Consider the following 13,679-nt stretch of genomic DNA (forward strand, 5'->3'; position numbering starts at 1 on the left):
CATAGACTGAACAATCGACAGGCCCGCCGGCGCACATGCCTGGCGGGCCTTTTTTCAGGTACACTTTGAGGCCTCATGACCTTTCGCCCATTTCCCATTCTCACCTTGTTCACCATCGCGTCGCTGATCATTCTGGTGATGCTGGGGAATTGGCAGTACGGGCGGTTCAGCGAAAAGATGGCACTCGATGAGACCGAGCCGAACTGGCAAACCCTGTCGGGTCGGGTTGTGCCGGGCAGTGAAGCGATGGTCTACGCCTATGCGGATGGCGCGGCTTCATGGCGGCGCGTCGTCGCCGTCGATGCGGGCGACAATGTGGTCTTCACCACGATTGAATTGCTTTACCAGGTAGAGCCCCCAGTTCCGTGTCAGGGGCCAGATTGCGGTGCAAACCTGAACTTCACCGCGCAGGGGATCTACAAGACGCCCGGCAACCGGAATGTCTTTGCCAGCCCGGACAAGCCTGCAGCTGGCGTATTTTACGCCTACAGTATCAAAGATCTCTCGAATATTCTTCCAAGCACGATGGCGGACCGTGTGTCGCCTGAGGCATTTGAGCCGCAAACGCTTCGCTTGGTTGAGAATGGCCGTGCAATGGCTGGTCGCAATCCGTTTGCGCGCCTTCGCATGGATGATGACCTGCCGCCTCAACGGCATTTTGGTTACGCAATTACGTGGTGGGGGCTCGCCTTGGCGCTTCTGGGTGTGTATCTCGCCTTTCACTATCAAAAAGGCCGCTTGCGGTTTCGCGGAAGGGACGCGGAATGAAGTATATTTCCACTCGGGGACAGTCTGAGCCTGTCGATTTTCTTGGCGCTTGCCTCGCAGGACTTGCGCCCGATGGCGGCCTGTATATTCCCGAGGCTTACCCACAGATCGACCCCGCGAAACCGGGCGAACCTTATGCGCACGTGGCCGCCCGTGTGATCTCGGCCTTCGCTGGAGACGCGCTGACATGGGACGAGGTGCTCGGACTTTGCGAGCGGGCCTATTCCAGCTTCGCGCATCAATCCGTGACACCTTTGACCCAATCCGGCCCAGCAAACTGGCTGCTTGAACTTCACCATGGTCCGACCTTGGCGTTCAAGGATGTGGCGATGCAGTTGATTGGTCAGCTCTACGACCTCGTACTCGGCAAGACAGGCCAGCGCATGACGATCATGTGTGCAACGTCAGGCGACACAGGCGGAGCTGCTGCGGCGGCGTTTGCCGGGGCAAAGCATGCCGACCTCGTAATCCTTCACCCGTTTGAACGCGTTTCTCCCATCCAACGCCTTTTCATGACGACAACAGGCGCAGACAATGTGCTCAATCTGGCACTCGAAACTGATTTCGACGAATGCCAGACCATTGTGAAATCGCTCTTTGCAGACCGTGACTTTGCAGATCGGGTAAGCCTGTCCGGCGTGAATTCCATCAACTGGGCCCGTATTGCCGCGCAGACAGTCTACTACGCAACCTCACAAGCTGCGCTGGCGGGGCAGCAAATTCGTTTCATCGTGCCGAGTGGCAATATGGGCGATGCGCTTGCCGGATATGTCGCCGCACGTTGCGGAATGTTGCCGGGCGGTCTGGATATTGTCTGCGCGGTGAATGAGAACGACGCGTTGTTGCGCCTGTTCGAGGCCGGCAAGATGACGAAGGCGCAAACTGTCGAAACTCCAAGCCCGGCCATGGACATCTCCATTCCTTCAAACTTCGAACGCATCCTGTTCGAACTGTCCGGACGCGACAGTGACGCTGTGCGCGGTGTTTACGAACGGTTCAAACAGGCAGGTGAGGCGGATCTTCCTGAAACAGCGAAGGGGCGTATGAGCTGTTCCGGTATTCGCGTTCAAAGTGTCAGCAATGCAGACACTCTGGAAGAAATGAAGCAGTTCGAATCCGAGACAGGTTGGCTGATCTGCCCTCACACAGCGGTTGGAACGCGTGTGGCGCGGCTGTCACCAAAAGCGGATGTCGCGACGGTCGTTCTGGCGACAGCATCACCCGCGAAATTCCCTGAGACCGTGAAGCAGGCAACTGGGCGCGAGGCGGGGCTTCCGGATTTCGCCACCGGCGTTACCGAGAATGAAGAAGTATTCGAACGCGTGGAACCGACGCTGGCCGCGGTGCGCGCCCGAGTCGAGCAGTTGGCCCGCTAAGCAATGGCGATCAGCCGGAAGGAAACCGTTATTGTCTCGGATCGGCTGGTTATCGAGCCGCCGAGGAAGCGGGACTTCAAGGATTGGTCCCATCTGCGCAAGCGTAGTCGGAAGCATTTGCAGCCCTGGGAGCCAAGTTGGCCTGAAGACGCCAACTCCCGTGCCGACTGGTCCAGGCGGCTTCAGGCGTGGAAATCAGGCTGGCAGTCTGGCCGAGCCTACGTATTTCTTATCCGCAGGCTGGAAGACAACGAACTTGTTGGCGGTGTATCCCTCACCAATGTCCGCGGTTGGCCCGCCGATAGTGCCAGTCTGGGATACTGGCTGGGCATCAACTTTCAGGGGCAGGGCCTGATGCAGGAAGGCGTGCGGGCAGTTTGCGACTGGGCGTTCAACAATCTGCACCTTCATCGCATTGAGGCAGGAATACTGGCATCAAACCTGCGTTCCCGGAAAGTCTTGGAATCAAACGGCTTTCGGGAAGAGGGACATGCAGAGAAATACCTTGAGATTGCGGGTGTCAGACGCGATCATGTCCTTTTCGCCCTCGTCAGGCGAGACGTTCAACACTAGGCTGATCGAGATGAGATCTGACCAAGCGACGCAAGCCCAAGGCAGTTGGCACTGGAATGCCGAAACCAGGCAGCTTCTGATTGAAGCGCCGAAGGGAACCGAATTGTCGGTTCTGGCTGGCCAATGGTCGCTCAACGCGATTGAGCAGTTGTTTGAAGGGCTTAGCCGAGGCCGGCTTGCAGAAGCATTCAAGGTTCCCGAAGGGCCGGTGCGATGCAGCCTGCGTTTGTCAGAGGGCGACGATATTCATCTGGTGGGCGCATTTGTCGGTCAAGACGAAGCGCTGGGCATGTTGTTGGCTGATAGCGAATTTTCGGAATTTGATCCCTCAGACCTTCAGCCTGGTCCAGATTTGTACCCCGTATTCCAACCGATCATCTCTCTGGGAAACGGGCACATAGCTGGGTTTGAGGCACTGGCGCGCTGGGATGGTGGCGACGCAAAGAACCCGCCGAACCGGTATGAAGACGAAGCGCTCGCTTCAAACATGCTGATCAGGTCAGCGGAAACGCTGGCCAAGATGCGGGCGCAATCCGGACGATCAGATCTGTTCATGCATGTGAATTTGACCGCGAGGGACCTGTCTCGGAGTGCTCTGCCTGCTTTGGTCGAAGCATTGATGAACGGGTACGACCTGCCGGAGAGATCGTTGAGGATCGAACTGACGGAGCAGGCGGCCTTGCGGGATGAGAGCCATGCGCTTGCAGCAGTGTTGGCGCTGAAAGCTGTCGGTGCAGGTCTGGTGCTCGATGATTTCGGCACCGGGCATTCCTCTTTTGCCTGGCTTGCAGACTTTCCTGCGGACAGTTTGAAGGTCGACCATGGTCTTACCCGCCGTCTGGGGCAATACCGTACAGATACAATACTTGGCACACTCACCCTGCTTGCCGAACGCTTGGGCATGACAACGACGGCTGAGGGGGTTGAAAACAAGGAAGACGCTACCCGCCTGCGGAGTCTCGGCTTCGATTATGCACAAGGATTCGCGTTTGCACGCCCCATGGAAGAGACCGATGCCCTGGCGTTCCTGAAAGGATAATCAGGCCGTTCCGGGATGGATCTGAAGGCGTCCGCTGTCGATCCCGAGTTCGTTTAGCGCGGCGTCCCATTTCCCATCATGGCTCTCACCGAAAACAAGCTCCGCATTAGGCGTACCCACCAGCCAGGCATTTTCGGCGAGTTCGTATTCCAGCTGGCCAGCACCCCAGCCTGAATAGCCGAGCGCAAGCACGGAGCGCCGCGGGCCACGTCGCGTGCCCATCGCGAGTAATATATCTCGCGTCGCCGTCATGCAGAACTCGCCATCAATTTCGAGCGTCGCGCCTTCGCTGATCACATCATCCGTATGCAGCACGAAACCTCGATCGCTGCTCACTGGGCCACCATCCAGCACCAGTTCATCAGGAATGTCGATTTCCAACGGGATGTCGAGCTGCTCCAGAAGTTGAGGCAACGTGAGTCCCGTCATGGGTTTGTTCAGGACGATGCCCATCGCAAACTCAGGTGAGTGGGCACAGACGAGAATAACCGATCGTGAGAAACGCGGATCGCCAATGCCGGGTAGGGCGATCAACAGCTTTCCGGTCAGGTCGGTGTCCATCACGATTTCCTTTCGTCCCCAAGGCTGAGGGAAATGATGCGCTTTGGCAAGGGATGCCACGCTTGTAGCCGCACCTTTGACGTTCTATCTGAGCAGGACAGCATCAAGGAGAACAGCTGATGAGCATTCAAGTCGGAGACAAGCTTCCCGAAGCAACCTTCATGGAAATGACCGCCGATGGGCCGCAACCGCGTACGACCGAGCAAGTTTTCGGCGGGAAGACTGTTGCGCTGTTTGCCGTTCCTGGCGCCTACACGCCGACATGTTCCGCACGTCACCTGCCGGGTTTCGTGGACAAGTCCGGTGACCTGAAGGCGAAAGGCGTGGACGAGATCATTTGTACATCCGTCAATGATGTCTTCGTCATGGGCGCATGGGGCAAGGATGCCGGCGCTGGCGAAACCGTACGCATGCTCGCCGATGGCAATGGTGCATTTGCAAAGGCAATCGGCCTGGAGCTGGATGCAAGCGGTTTTGGAATGGGGCAGCGCTCGCAGCGTTATTCCATGATCGTCAAGGACGGTACCGTATCTGAGCTGAATGTCGAAGACGGCGGAGAATTCAAAGTATCAAGCGCGGATTACATGCTTAATCAGCTTTAATCCCGACAAGCTTTTTTAAGCAAATCGTGAGATGAACGGCGCGTCTGGTGGGGCTGGGCGCGCCGTTTTTCATTAAAGTATTATTGAAAAACGGAAAACCTCTCCCACATTAATTCTGGGTAACAGAAGGAGAGGAATACATGGATCCGTTTTTTGCTGTCGTCATTTTGATCGCGGTTGTCGGTTTGATTGGTCTGACGTCCGCGTTCAAATTCGTGCCGCAGGGCTACAATTATACCGTTGAGCGGTTTGGGCGATACACGCGCACGCTCAATCCAGGCATGTCGATCATCACTCCCTTCTTCGACCGGGTCGGTCGGAAAATGAACATGATGGAGACCGTGTTGGATGTTCCGCAGCAGGAAGTCATCACTAAGGACAACGCGATGGTGTCCTGCGACGCTGTTGTCTTCATCCAGGTAGTGGACGCTGTGGCGGCCGCCTATGAGGTCAACAATCTCCACCACGCCATCACGAACCTCGCCCTGACCAATATCCGGACCGTGGTAGGCTCGATGGACCTCGACGAAGTCCTGTCCAATCGCGACGACATCAACGCCCGCCTATTGACCGTGATCGATGCGGCCACCAATCCATGGGGTGTAAAGGTCACGCGGATCGAGATTGCCGATCTCAGCCCGCCGGCCGACATCACAGAGGCCATGGCGCGCCAGATGAAGGCTGAGCGGTTGAAGCGTGCTGAGATTCTGACAGCTGAGGGCGACAAGCAGTCTGCAATTCTGAAAGCCGAAGGTCAGAAGCAGGCCCAAATTTTGGAAGCTGAAGGCCGCCGTGAAGCTGCGTTCCGCGACGCTGAGGCCCGCGAGCGCGAAGCCGAGGCCGAAGCCAAGGCTACCACATTGGTCAGCGAAGCGATTGCCGCCGGTGACGTGAACGCGATCAACTACTTCCTCGGCCAGGCATATGTCGATGCCTTCTCCAAATTGGCTTCGTCCGAGCAGCAGAAGACGGTCATCATTCCGGCAGAATTCTCGAGCATCATCGGCACCATTGAGGGCATCAAGGGGCTGACCGACAAGAAAGGAAGCTGATCAGATGGAACAGGTTTTTTCTGAACTCACATTCTGGCACTGGTTGGCACTCGGTCTGATCCTGTTTGGCATCGAGATGATGAGCGGTACTTTTGACCTGCTAATGGTCGCCATTGCCGCGTGGTTGACCGCTGGATTTGCCTACTTCGCTCCAGATGCCTGGACGGTCTGGCAGGGTCAGATGATCGTGTTTGGCGTGGCATCGACAGCGCTCGTGGTTTTCGGCCGAACCGTTCTGTCTGGTGTGCGAAAGAGCTCGCCAGAACACCCAACCCTGAATCGGCGCATGCAAGCCCTTGTGGGTGAGCGTGGGCTCGCCGTCGGAGACTTTGTGTCGGGCACCGGTCAGATCCGTGTTGGGGATACAGTGTGGCGCGCAGAAGCCATCGAAGGCGAGACTATCCACGGCGGCGACACGATCATTGTTGATGGCGCCAAGATGACGACTGCGATGGTTCGCAAAGCTGCTCCCTGAAAGTTATCAGATCCAATTGCAAAAGGCCGCCCCGGATAGGAGCGGCCTTTATTGTGTCTGATAATATCGTCAGCGGTATCAGGACGCTGTCGGGGAAATTCCGTATGAGGCAGACGGGCCTTGAGAGGCCAGAGGCTGCTTTGACTCGTTGGAAACGCTCGCTGCCGCCTTTGGGGCAGTGTCTTTCAGCGGATCTTCCGCGTGCTTCACTTGGCCTTCAAATACGGCGTTCGACTGGATCTGAAGCGAAGAATGCACGATGTCGCCTTTGACGTGAGCACCGGTTTCAAGCTCCACCTTGCGGGCGCGGATCGAACCCTTGATGCGTCCTTTGACGCGAACAACTTCGGCCTTCACTTCACCGGTAATGTGGCCACTGGCACCGATGGTGATGTCAGTAGCGGATACGTCTCCGTCCACCGTGCCGTCGATCTGCAGTGCGCCCTCGGACGTTACAGATCCATTGATCTTCATGTCTGCACAGATGATCGATGCGGCGCGAGCGGCTGGCTTGGAGGACGCTCCGCGAATGGCATCCTGAGCAGGAGCAACTTTCGTTTGTTCAATTGGAGTGGGGGTGTCACTGGATTTGTTATTCTTCGTGAACATGGCGGCCTGCTTTCAAAAACTTTACTGGATCATATGCTTTACCGTTGAACAGCACCTCGAAATGGAGGTGATATCCGGTACTTCTTCCGGTTGTGCCCATCTTCCCCACAAGATCGCCCGCTTTAACCGTATCACCCTTGGACACGGAAATCGACCGCAAGTGACCATAACGGGACTTGAAGCCGTATCCATGGTCAATCTCGACAATTCGTCCATACCCCGAACGGGCACCGGCGAAGCTTACAGTGCCCGGACCTGATGCCACGATGGGAGCCCCACCATAAGCGGCGACATCAATACCATTGTGCCAGCGCGGGCGTTTGAAGAAAGGATCTACCCGGATTCCGTACGGACTTGTGTGACGGAAGGGAACGCCGACAGGCGGGCCCAGAGGTAGGCTTTCCACGATTTGTTCGTAGTACTGCATTTCGGCGACACGAGCCTGTGTTTCGGTCAGCCGATTGTAGAAATTGATATCTTGCTGCGACAGGACGCTGCCGTCACCTGCGGTCAGGTTAGCCAGAGAGACGAGCGGGCCGCCCATCTCAGCACTTTCCATGATGCGGTCGCTGCCAATCGTGGTCAGCTGAATGACGCTGCGGGCACGTTCGGCTCGTTCAATGGCTAGGTCTTCCGCCTCATCAAGCATCCGTTCCTGATTATATTTCAGTTTCTTCACGCTGACGCGATTGCCGCTGGCATCAAGCGTCGCCGTCATCCGGAAGCTGTCGCGTGATTGCCGATCGTCAGCTTCTTCGATTGAGGCCTGAACCAAGAGATCAGCGCCGTCGCCCTTGAGGGCCGAGACTTCCAGGTCCTCATCGCCCTTTAGCTGTTCGAACAATTCTTCGAGTGCTTTCTGGCGATCTTCCCACTCAGCCGTCTCGCGCTGGAACGCGTCGGTGCGTTCTTCAAGCAGTGACCGGGAAAGCGCGTCTTTCGCCCGCAAGTCCTGAACCCAGCGCTCATATTTGGCGAGTTCACGATCGTCCGAGTTGCCGGCGATCGACGTTGTCGAGCCGCCTAGAGCAAACGAGCCGGTCAGGAAAATTGTCCAGCCAGCAAGCGCAGTTGCGCCAATTGCAAAAATCGCTTGCTGCCAGGGAGAAATGGAAATGTAGCGAACCGTGCCGCCACTACGATGATATATTTGCCGTTCGGGAAATGCGCGATCAAACGTCGCTTTGAGATTCGCACTCCATTTCGCCATTCACGCCACCCGTCGCTGGAATCACACCGCCTACTGCAACCACACCTACAGTAAGTTCCCAAACCCGTAGATTTATAAATACCGAAAACGCAAAGGGACGAAACCCCCTGCCAGCATAATTCATGATATTATTCGCGTATTAGGGTAAATCTCTCGTTAATCATTGGGGCGAGTGCCTTAAACCTTGTCATGCAAAGGTTTTGTTTACTCTGGAAGCGCCTCCAGAACCTCCTGCGCGTGGCCTTTCACCCGCACTTTTTTCCAAAGTTTAATGATCTTGCCGGTTGGATCTATCAAGAAGGTCTCGCGGGCGACTCCCATATGGGTTTTGCCATACATGTTCTTCTCGACCCAGGTGCCGTAGGATTCGGTCGTCTTGCCGTCCTCATCGCTCGCAAGAATGACTCTCAGGTCCTGCTTGGCCTTGAAGTTCTCGTGCTTGGTCATGGAGTCGCGCGACACGCCGACAATTTTTGCATTACGTGCGCCGAACTCGTCTACCAGTGCAGTGAAGTCCTTCGCTTCTGTGGTGCAGCCGGGTGTGTTGTCCCGCGGATAGAAGTAGAGGACCAGATAGCTGCCCTCAAAGTCTTTCAGGCTGATGTCGCCTTCTGTGGACGGCATCGAAAAATTCGGAGCCTTGTCTCCGGCCTGCAATGGATTCGCCATGTATTCCTCCTATGGTGCGGGCGCCTTCGTGTGCATATATCATTATGGAACGTAATTTTTAGCCGATTTCCGGAGTCTTCGAATTGGTCCGTCAGCCAGCCGCGCTTATCATACTAGAGATACTGGGTGGATTGATTCTGGTCGTCCTGCTTCTGGCAGCGTTGCTGGTGTTTCGTTTATCGAGTGGCCCCATTGAGCTGGAAATGTTCCGAGACGACATCGAACGCGGATTGAGCAATTCGCGCAATGGTCGGCCAGTGACCGTGGATGATGTTTACCTGGAGTGGTCTGCCGAAGACCGACGTGTGCTCGTGACGGGCTATGATATTCGTCTGCTTGACGATCAGGGCAATGTGTCAGCCGAGGCGGATAGCGCGCGCATCGTACTTGCAGGCTCGGCTCTTGTGCTTGGTGACGTTGAAGTACTGGGTCTCGATTTGCGAGACGGCTGGATCGATGTTCGGCAATCCACAGACGGCATTTGGCACATTGCCGGTGATCCGCTTCCGGAAATCCCCGTTGGGCAAATGCCTCAGAATCCGAGCGAGTGGCTCGAACGGATCAACACCGTGCTGCCTATGGTCCTGACAGCTCTTGGTGAAGCCCAGCAGGATTTCAGTCTAGAGCGGCTTTCATTCGACCAATTCGAAATGCGGGTCGTTGGTGCTGATGGCGCGCAAATGTTCAAGCTCGCAGATTCGCGCGGTGCCTTGTTGTCGGAAGAGGACGGACTGTCACTGGCGATTTCTGGCAGCGGTGTTGGGACCGGGCTGCCCGGTGGCATCGCAATTGATGTCGAGACCTCCGAAATGAACGCCCGCATGAATGCATCGGTTGCAGTTGCAGAATGGTCGCTCGCAGATCTGGCAGCCCGCTTCGGAGCTGAAAGTGAAACACTGGCAGGCGTACCAGCCGACATTACGCTCGAATTCGACACATCCTCCCTTAATGGTGTCGAGGAGATCAAATTGCTTGCGACGCTCGAGGGAGGTGAACTCCCCTTCGGTGATGACGGGCTTGAGGTGTCGGATCTCGATCTTGAGGTCGCATACCTTGCAACGGAAGACAAACTGAGGATCGATTGGGTATCGTCAAAATTCGGACCTGTTTCGGGGGAACTCGATATTACGGTGTCAGATGCTCTCAAAAGCGTGGGAGATCGCGCTTTCACTCTGGCCAGTGACAGGCTTGCTCTCGACATCACGCCAACACTTGCTGCGCCAGTGTCGCTGGCTGACCTTAATATGCTGGGTGTCGCCGATTTTACCGGGCGGGCTTTCAAGAATACGAAGCTCAGTTTCAAGACAAATGATACCCGGTTCAATTTTCTATTGGATGTTGCCTTGCTTGCAGATCGCGAGGGCATGGAGCCTCCCTTCGTCGGCACGATCGAGCTTGAAACGGAAGGTAGTGTGGCGAAAGAGTCTGTTCTGGCTTTCTGGCCAGTAACACTTGGTACAGGCGCTCGCTCTTTCACCGACAAGCGCATCACCAACACCGACGTGACGAATCTTGAGGCGCAGCTGACGCTGAAGCGGGACAGCTTCGAACAGGGATATCTGAGAGACGAGGATTTGAATCTCACCTTCGATATCAACTCCGCCAACGTGAAGTTCCTGGACGATCTGCCTGCCGCCGAAAATGCCGTAGGTACGGGACGACTGACCGGGAACAGCTTCCGCGTCATTGTTGATCGTGCTGACTATGGCGGTTGGAACGTCGATGAAGGTCTTGTGGATTTCCCTGCTTTTAATCCGAAGGGGGAGGATTTCAGGGTATTTGCAAGAGGTCACGGCCCGGCAGACCTTGTAATCAAGACTCTCAACGAATCCCGATTGGAACTGGATTTTGAACAATCTCGAGTAAGTGGGAAAGCTGAGGCGACTTTTGAATTGTTCCGTCCGGCACTCGACAATGTTCCGGATGAAGACGTGCGCTACACCGCGATCGGAACCCTGTCAGATGGCGGGCTGAAGGGTGCGGCGCTTGGGCTGGATCTGTCCAAGGCAACGGCCGAGATCAAGGTGGACCAGGAGGGAATGACGATTTCCGGGTTTGGTGACCTGGGGCCGGCACCTGTTCAGTTTACATGGCGAGACGGCTTTACCGATGGCGATGCGCCTTCTGCTTTGTCTGCCACGGCAATTGTGTCCCCGGACGTACTCAATCGATTTGGTCTGCCCGGCCGCGCTTACTTGTCAGGTGAAGTGCCAGCGGAGATACAGGCCACAATCGATGGCGAAGAAGTCTCGGTTGCCAATGTCGCGATGGATTTGACTGAGGCGCGATTGGACTTGTCGGAAATCGGCTGGGTCAAGCGGGCAGGGCAAGACGGTAAAGTCTCAGTCCATTACGAGCGTGAAGGTGATGGCTTTTCATCTGACGTGCTGTTCCGCAGTGATGATGCCTATCTTGATGGTCAATTCACCCTGGGACCGGATTCGCGGTTGGTATCCGCGGATCTACGCCGCGCCTATCTTGCTGATACGGCGGATGTGAACGGACAAATCACACGCGATGAGAATGACAATCTCGAAGTGGCACTTGTAGGTAGCTATCTCGATTTGTCAGGTGCGCTTCCCGGAATCGGCGCGCTGGGAAGTGCGAACGAGTCGAACGGTACGCCTCTCAATGTGACGGCTGATGTGGATACGCTTGCCATGGGCGGCGGGCTGTTTGTGCGGAATGCAGATGTCACTTGGAATTCCACTGTGAACGGAATGCAGAAGCTGTCTGCAACTGGCAACACCGACGATGGCTCTGCATTTGATATTGATCTTGATGGGTCATCGCCGGAAGGAACGAAGATTCGGGTGATCAGCAGCGACGCAGGCTTTATTGCCAGCGCGTTTCTAGATCTCGATTTTCTGGAAAGCGGTCGTCTTGATCTTCAGGGCACATTGGCCCGCGACGGATCACCGTCACAATTTGATATTGTCATCACGGATGGCCGATTGAGAAACGCTCCATTTCTTACGCAGATACTTTCCCTCGCTTCGCTCCGTGGATTGGCAGACACGCTGGGTGGTGATGGCGTGCTGTTCTCCCGGATCGATATTCCGTTGACGGTTGCGGGGGACCGCTATGTCGTAACGGGTGGAAAGGCTCAAGGGCCAGCGCTGGGGTTGACTGTGAACGGGTATCTCAACGCCGACAGCGATATAAGTGTCGATGGTGTATTGGTTCCGAGTTTTGGGATGAACTCAGCGCTCGGAGGAATTCCTATTATCGGTGACCTGGTCGTTGGACGGGATGGTGAGGGCGTGTTCTCGCTGACCTACAGTGTGCGCGGAAGTCTGGAAAAGGCGAATGTATCGGTGAATCCGCTTTCTGCGCTCGCACCAGGCGTTATCCGCCGGATCTTTGAAAACCCGGCGGATACAGAGATCCCTGAAGCTCAGGCGCGTCCAGATGATGAGCCTATTCCGTCAGAGCTGCCACCCATTCCGGAAGAAGAATTCTAGATTGGCTTCACCAGGGCGTGGCGTTTCTTGCCTGCTGACAGTTTGATCGCGCCGTCGATAATATCAGCAGCCGAGATGGATGCGTTTTGATCAGACACAGGGGCATCATTCACCTTCGCCGCACCTTGCTTGATCAAACGGCGGGCTTCGCCATTCGATTCTGTCAGTCCTGCCGCTGCAAACGCCGCGGCCACAAGCATACCTGCTTCTAGCTCAGAGGTCGGAATTTCGACCGTCGGCAAAGCTTCCGCAGATCCGCCTGCGGCAAAGACAGCCGAAGCTGCGGCTTCCGCTTCCTTCGCGGCTGCTTCACCATGCAGCATGCGGGTGGTCTCGTTCGCCAACACAATTTTCGCTGTGTTTATGTCGGCACCTTCAAGCGCTTCAAGTCGGGCGATTTCTTCCAGCGGTAATTCGGTAAACAGGCGCAGGAAGCGGCCAACATCGGCGTCCTCCGTGTTCCGCCAGAATTGCCAGTACTCGTATGGGCTCTTGCGGTCGGCATTCAGCCAGACAGCTCCATCTGCCGTCTTTCCCATCTTGCCACCAGAAGACGTAGTGATCAGGTGCGCCGTCAGGCCATAGGCTTCGCCACCAACCGATTTGTGAATCAGGTCGACACCGCCAACAATATTGCCCCATTGATCAGAGCCGCCGATCTGCATGCGGCAGTTCTGACGCCGGAACAGTTCGAGGAAATCATAGGACTGCATCAGCAGGTAGTTGAACTCAAGAAAGGTATAAGGCTGCTCGGCCGCGAGGCGGCGGGCAACCGTATCCTGTTTCACCATTGTGTTGATTGTGAAGTAGGTTCCGACATTGCGCAGCATTTCGATGTAGCCCAGCTTGCCGAGCCAATCATCATTGTTGACCATAATGGCATCGGTCGGGCCATCGCCGAACGTAAGGAATGGCAAGAAGGCTTTCTTGATGCCTTCCATGTTTTCCGCAATTTGCGCGTCCGTCAGCAACGGTCGAGATTTTTCCTTATCGGTCGGATCGCCGACTTTCGTCGTGCCCCCGCCAATCAAGACGATCGGCTTGCCGCCTGCTTTCTGCAGGTGTCGCAGCATCATGATCTGCATCAGATGGCCTACGTGCAGGCTGTCAGCTGTCGCGTCGTAGCCGATATAGGCTGTCGGAATGCCGGTCTGGCAATAGGTATCCATTTCGGCTGGATGTGTGACCTGCTTGATGAAACCTCTGTCTGACAGGGTTTTCAGGAATTCCGACTTGTAATCGCTCATCTTCTCGTGTCTCCGTGAAGCGCCCGCGCGTAAC

At 55.9% G+C, this 13,679-nt stretch carries 13 protein-coding genes; 8 read left to right on the top strand and 5 right to left on the bottom strand.

From position 1 onward, the window contains the following. Positions 1-75 precede the first annotated feature (75 nt). Genes HF931_RS11775 through HF931_RS11790 form a run of 4 tightly spaced genes read left to right on the top strand, consistent with a single transcriptional unit; the run spans position 76 to position 3,756 of the window. Positions 76-768: an SURF1 family protein gene (locus HF931_RS11775; protein WP_035553686.1), complete on the top strand. Its 693-nt coding sequence runs from the start codon at positions 76-78 to the stop codon at positions 766-768. Next, a complete protein-coding gene (thrC, locus tag HF931_RS11780) occupies positions 765-2,144 on the top strand; it encodes a threonine synthase (protein ID WP_035553683.1) in 1,380 nt (459 codons plus the stop codon). The genes HF931_RS11775 and thrC overlap by 4 nt, the downstream gene beginning before the upstream one ends. 3 nt (positions 2,145-2,147) lie before the next feature. Further along, entirely contained in the window at positions 2,148-2,717 is a 570-nt protein-coding gene (locus HF931_RS11785; protein WP_035553680.1) for a GNAT family N-acetyltransferase, read from the top strand. A gap of 10 nt (positions 2,718-2,727) precedes the next feature. Then, entirely contained in the window at positions 2,728-3,756 is a 1,029-nt protein-coding gene (locus HF931_RS11790; protein ID WP_035553677.1) for an EAL domain-containing protein, read from the top strand. On the opposite strand, the gene HF931_RS11795 is transcribed toward HF931_RS11790, so the two are convergent. Then, complete coding sequence (locus HF931_RS11795; protein WP_035553675.1) at positions 3,757-4,317, bottom strand: YqgE/AlgH family protein; 561 nt, start codon at positions 4,315-4,317, stop codon at positions 3,757-3,759. Between the two features lie 119 nt (positions 4,318-4,436). Here HF931_RS11795 and HF931_RS11800 point away from each other — a divergent pair, with 119 nt between their 5' ends. From HF931_RS11800 to HF931_RS11810, 3 genes are all read left to right on the top strand, one after another. Further along, positions 4,437-4,919 (top strand): peroxiredoxin, encoded by a 483-nt coding sequence (locus HF931_RS11800; protein ID WP_035553674.1) that lies wholly within the window; start codon positions 4,437-4,439, stop codon positions 4,917-4,919. Positions 4,920-5,059: 140 nt separating this feature from the next. Next, positions 5,060-5,971 (top strand): SPFH domain-containing protein, encoded by a 912-nt coding sequence (locus HF931_RS11805; RefSeq protein ID WP_035553670.1) that lies wholly within the window; start codon positions 5,060-5,062, stop codon positions 5,969-5,971. A 4-nt stretch (positions 5,972-5,975) separates the two neighbouring features. Further along, positions 5,976-6,446 (top strand): NfeD family protein, encoded by a 471-nt coding sequence (locus tag HF931_RS11810; protein ID WP_273240245.1) that lies wholly within the window; start codon positions 5,976-5,978, stop codon positions 6,444-6,446. A 78-nt stretch (positions 6,447-6,524) separates the two neighbouring features. Here HF931_RS11810 and HF931_RS11815 read toward each other — a convergent pair whose 3' ends face one another. The 3 genes from HF931_RS11815 to HF931_RS11825 form a co-directional block, all read right to left on the bottom strand. Continuing rightward, a complete protein-coding gene (locus HF931_RS11815; RefSeq protein WP_051602786.1) occupies positions 6,525-7,055 on the bottom strand; it encodes a bactofilin family protein in 531 nt (176 codons plus the stop codon). Beyond that, positions 7,039-8,265 carry a M23 family metallopeptidase gene (locus HF931_RS11820; RefSeq protein WP_035553664.1) on the bottom strand — a complete coding sequence of 409 codons (1,227 nt, stop codon included), beginning with the start codon at positions 8,263-8,265 and terminating at the stop codon, positions 7,039-7,041. Before HF931_RS11820 ends, HF931_RS11815 begins: the two co-directional genes overlap by 17 nt. A gap of 204 nt (positions 8,266-8,469) precedes the next feature. Then, complete coding sequence (locus tag HF931_RS11825; protein WP_035553661.1) at positions 8,470-8,934, bottom strand: peroxiredoxin; 465 nt, start codon at positions 8,932-8,934, stop codon at positions 8,470-8,472. A gap of 83 nt (positions 8,935-9,017) precedes the next feature. On the opposite strand from HF931_RS11825, the gene HF931_RS11830 reads away from it, so the two are divergent. After that, positions 9,018-12,398: a YhdP family protein gene (locus tag HF931_RS11830; protein ID WP_035553659.1), complete on the top strand. Its 3,381-nt coding sequence runs from the start codon at positions 9,018-9,020 to the stop codon at positions 12,396-12,398. On the opposite strand, the gene tyrS is transcribed toward HF931_RS11830, so the two are convergent. Beyond that, positions 12,395-13,645, bottom strand: a complete 1,251-nt coding sequence (gene tyrS, locus HF931_RS11835) for a tyrosine--tRNA ligase (protein WP_035553657.1) — start codon at positions 13,643-13,645, stop codon at positions 12,395-12,397. The genes HF931_RS11830 and tyrS overlap by 4 nt on opposite strands. Between the last annotated feature and the right edge of the window lie 34 nt (positions 13,646-13,679).

It is taken from the genome of Hyphomonas atlantica corrig., assembly GCF_017795365.1.
Classification (GTDB): domain Bacteria; phylum Pseudomonadota; class Alphaproteobacteria; order Caulobacterales; family Hyphomonadaceae; genus Hyphomonas; species Hyphomonas atlantica.

Bases quoted from the DNA above. Each gene is read 5' to 3' on its own strand.
- HF931_RS11775 (WP_035553686.1), top strand. From the start codon at position 76: ATGACCTTTCGCCCATTTCCCATTCTCACCTTGTTCACCATCGCGTCG.
- tyrS (WP_035553657.1), bottom strand. From the start codon at position 13,645: ATGAGCGATTACAAGTCGGAATTCCTGAAAACCCTGTCAGACAGAGGT.
- HF931_RS11815 (WP_051602786.1), bottom strand. From the start codon at position 7,055: ATGTTCACGAAGAATAACAAATCCAGTGACACCCCCACTCCAATTGAA.
- HF931_RS11785 (WP_035553680.1), top strand. From the start codon at position 2,148: ATGGCGATCAGCCGGAAGGAAACCGTTATTGTCTCGGATCGGCTGGTT.
- HF931_RS11790 (WP_035553677.1), top strand. From the start codon at position 2,728: ATGAGATCTGACCAAGCGACGCAAGCCCAAGGCAGTTGGCACTGGAAT.
- HF931_RS11810 (WP_273240245.1), top strand. From the start codon at position 5,976: ATGGAACAGGTTTTTTCTGAACTCACATTCTGGCACTGGTTGGCACTC.
- HF931_RS11825 (WP_035553661.1), bottom strand. From the start codon at position 8,934: ATGGCGAATCCATTGCAGGCCGGAGACAAGGCTCCGAATTTTTCGATG.
- HF931_RS11800 (WP_035553674.1), top strand. From the start codon at position 4,437: ATGAGCATTCAAGTCGGAGACAAGCTTCCCGAAGCAACCTTCATGGAA.
- thrC (WP_035553683.1), top strand. From the start codon at position 765: ATGAAGTATATTTCCACTCGGGGACAGTCTGAGCCTGTCGATTTTCTT.
- HF931_RS11820 (WP_035553664.1), bottom strand. From the start codon at position 8,265: ATGGCGAAATGGAGTGCGAATCTCAAAGCGACGTTTGATCGCGCATTT.
- HF931_RS11805 (WP_035553670.1), top strand. From the start codon at position 5,060: ATGGATCCGTTTTTTGCTGTCGTCATTTTGATCGCGGTTGTCGGTTTG.
- HF931_RS11795 (WP_035553675.1), bottom strand. From the start codon at position 4,317: ATGGACACCGACCTGACCGGAAAGCTGTTGATCGCCCTACCCGGCATT.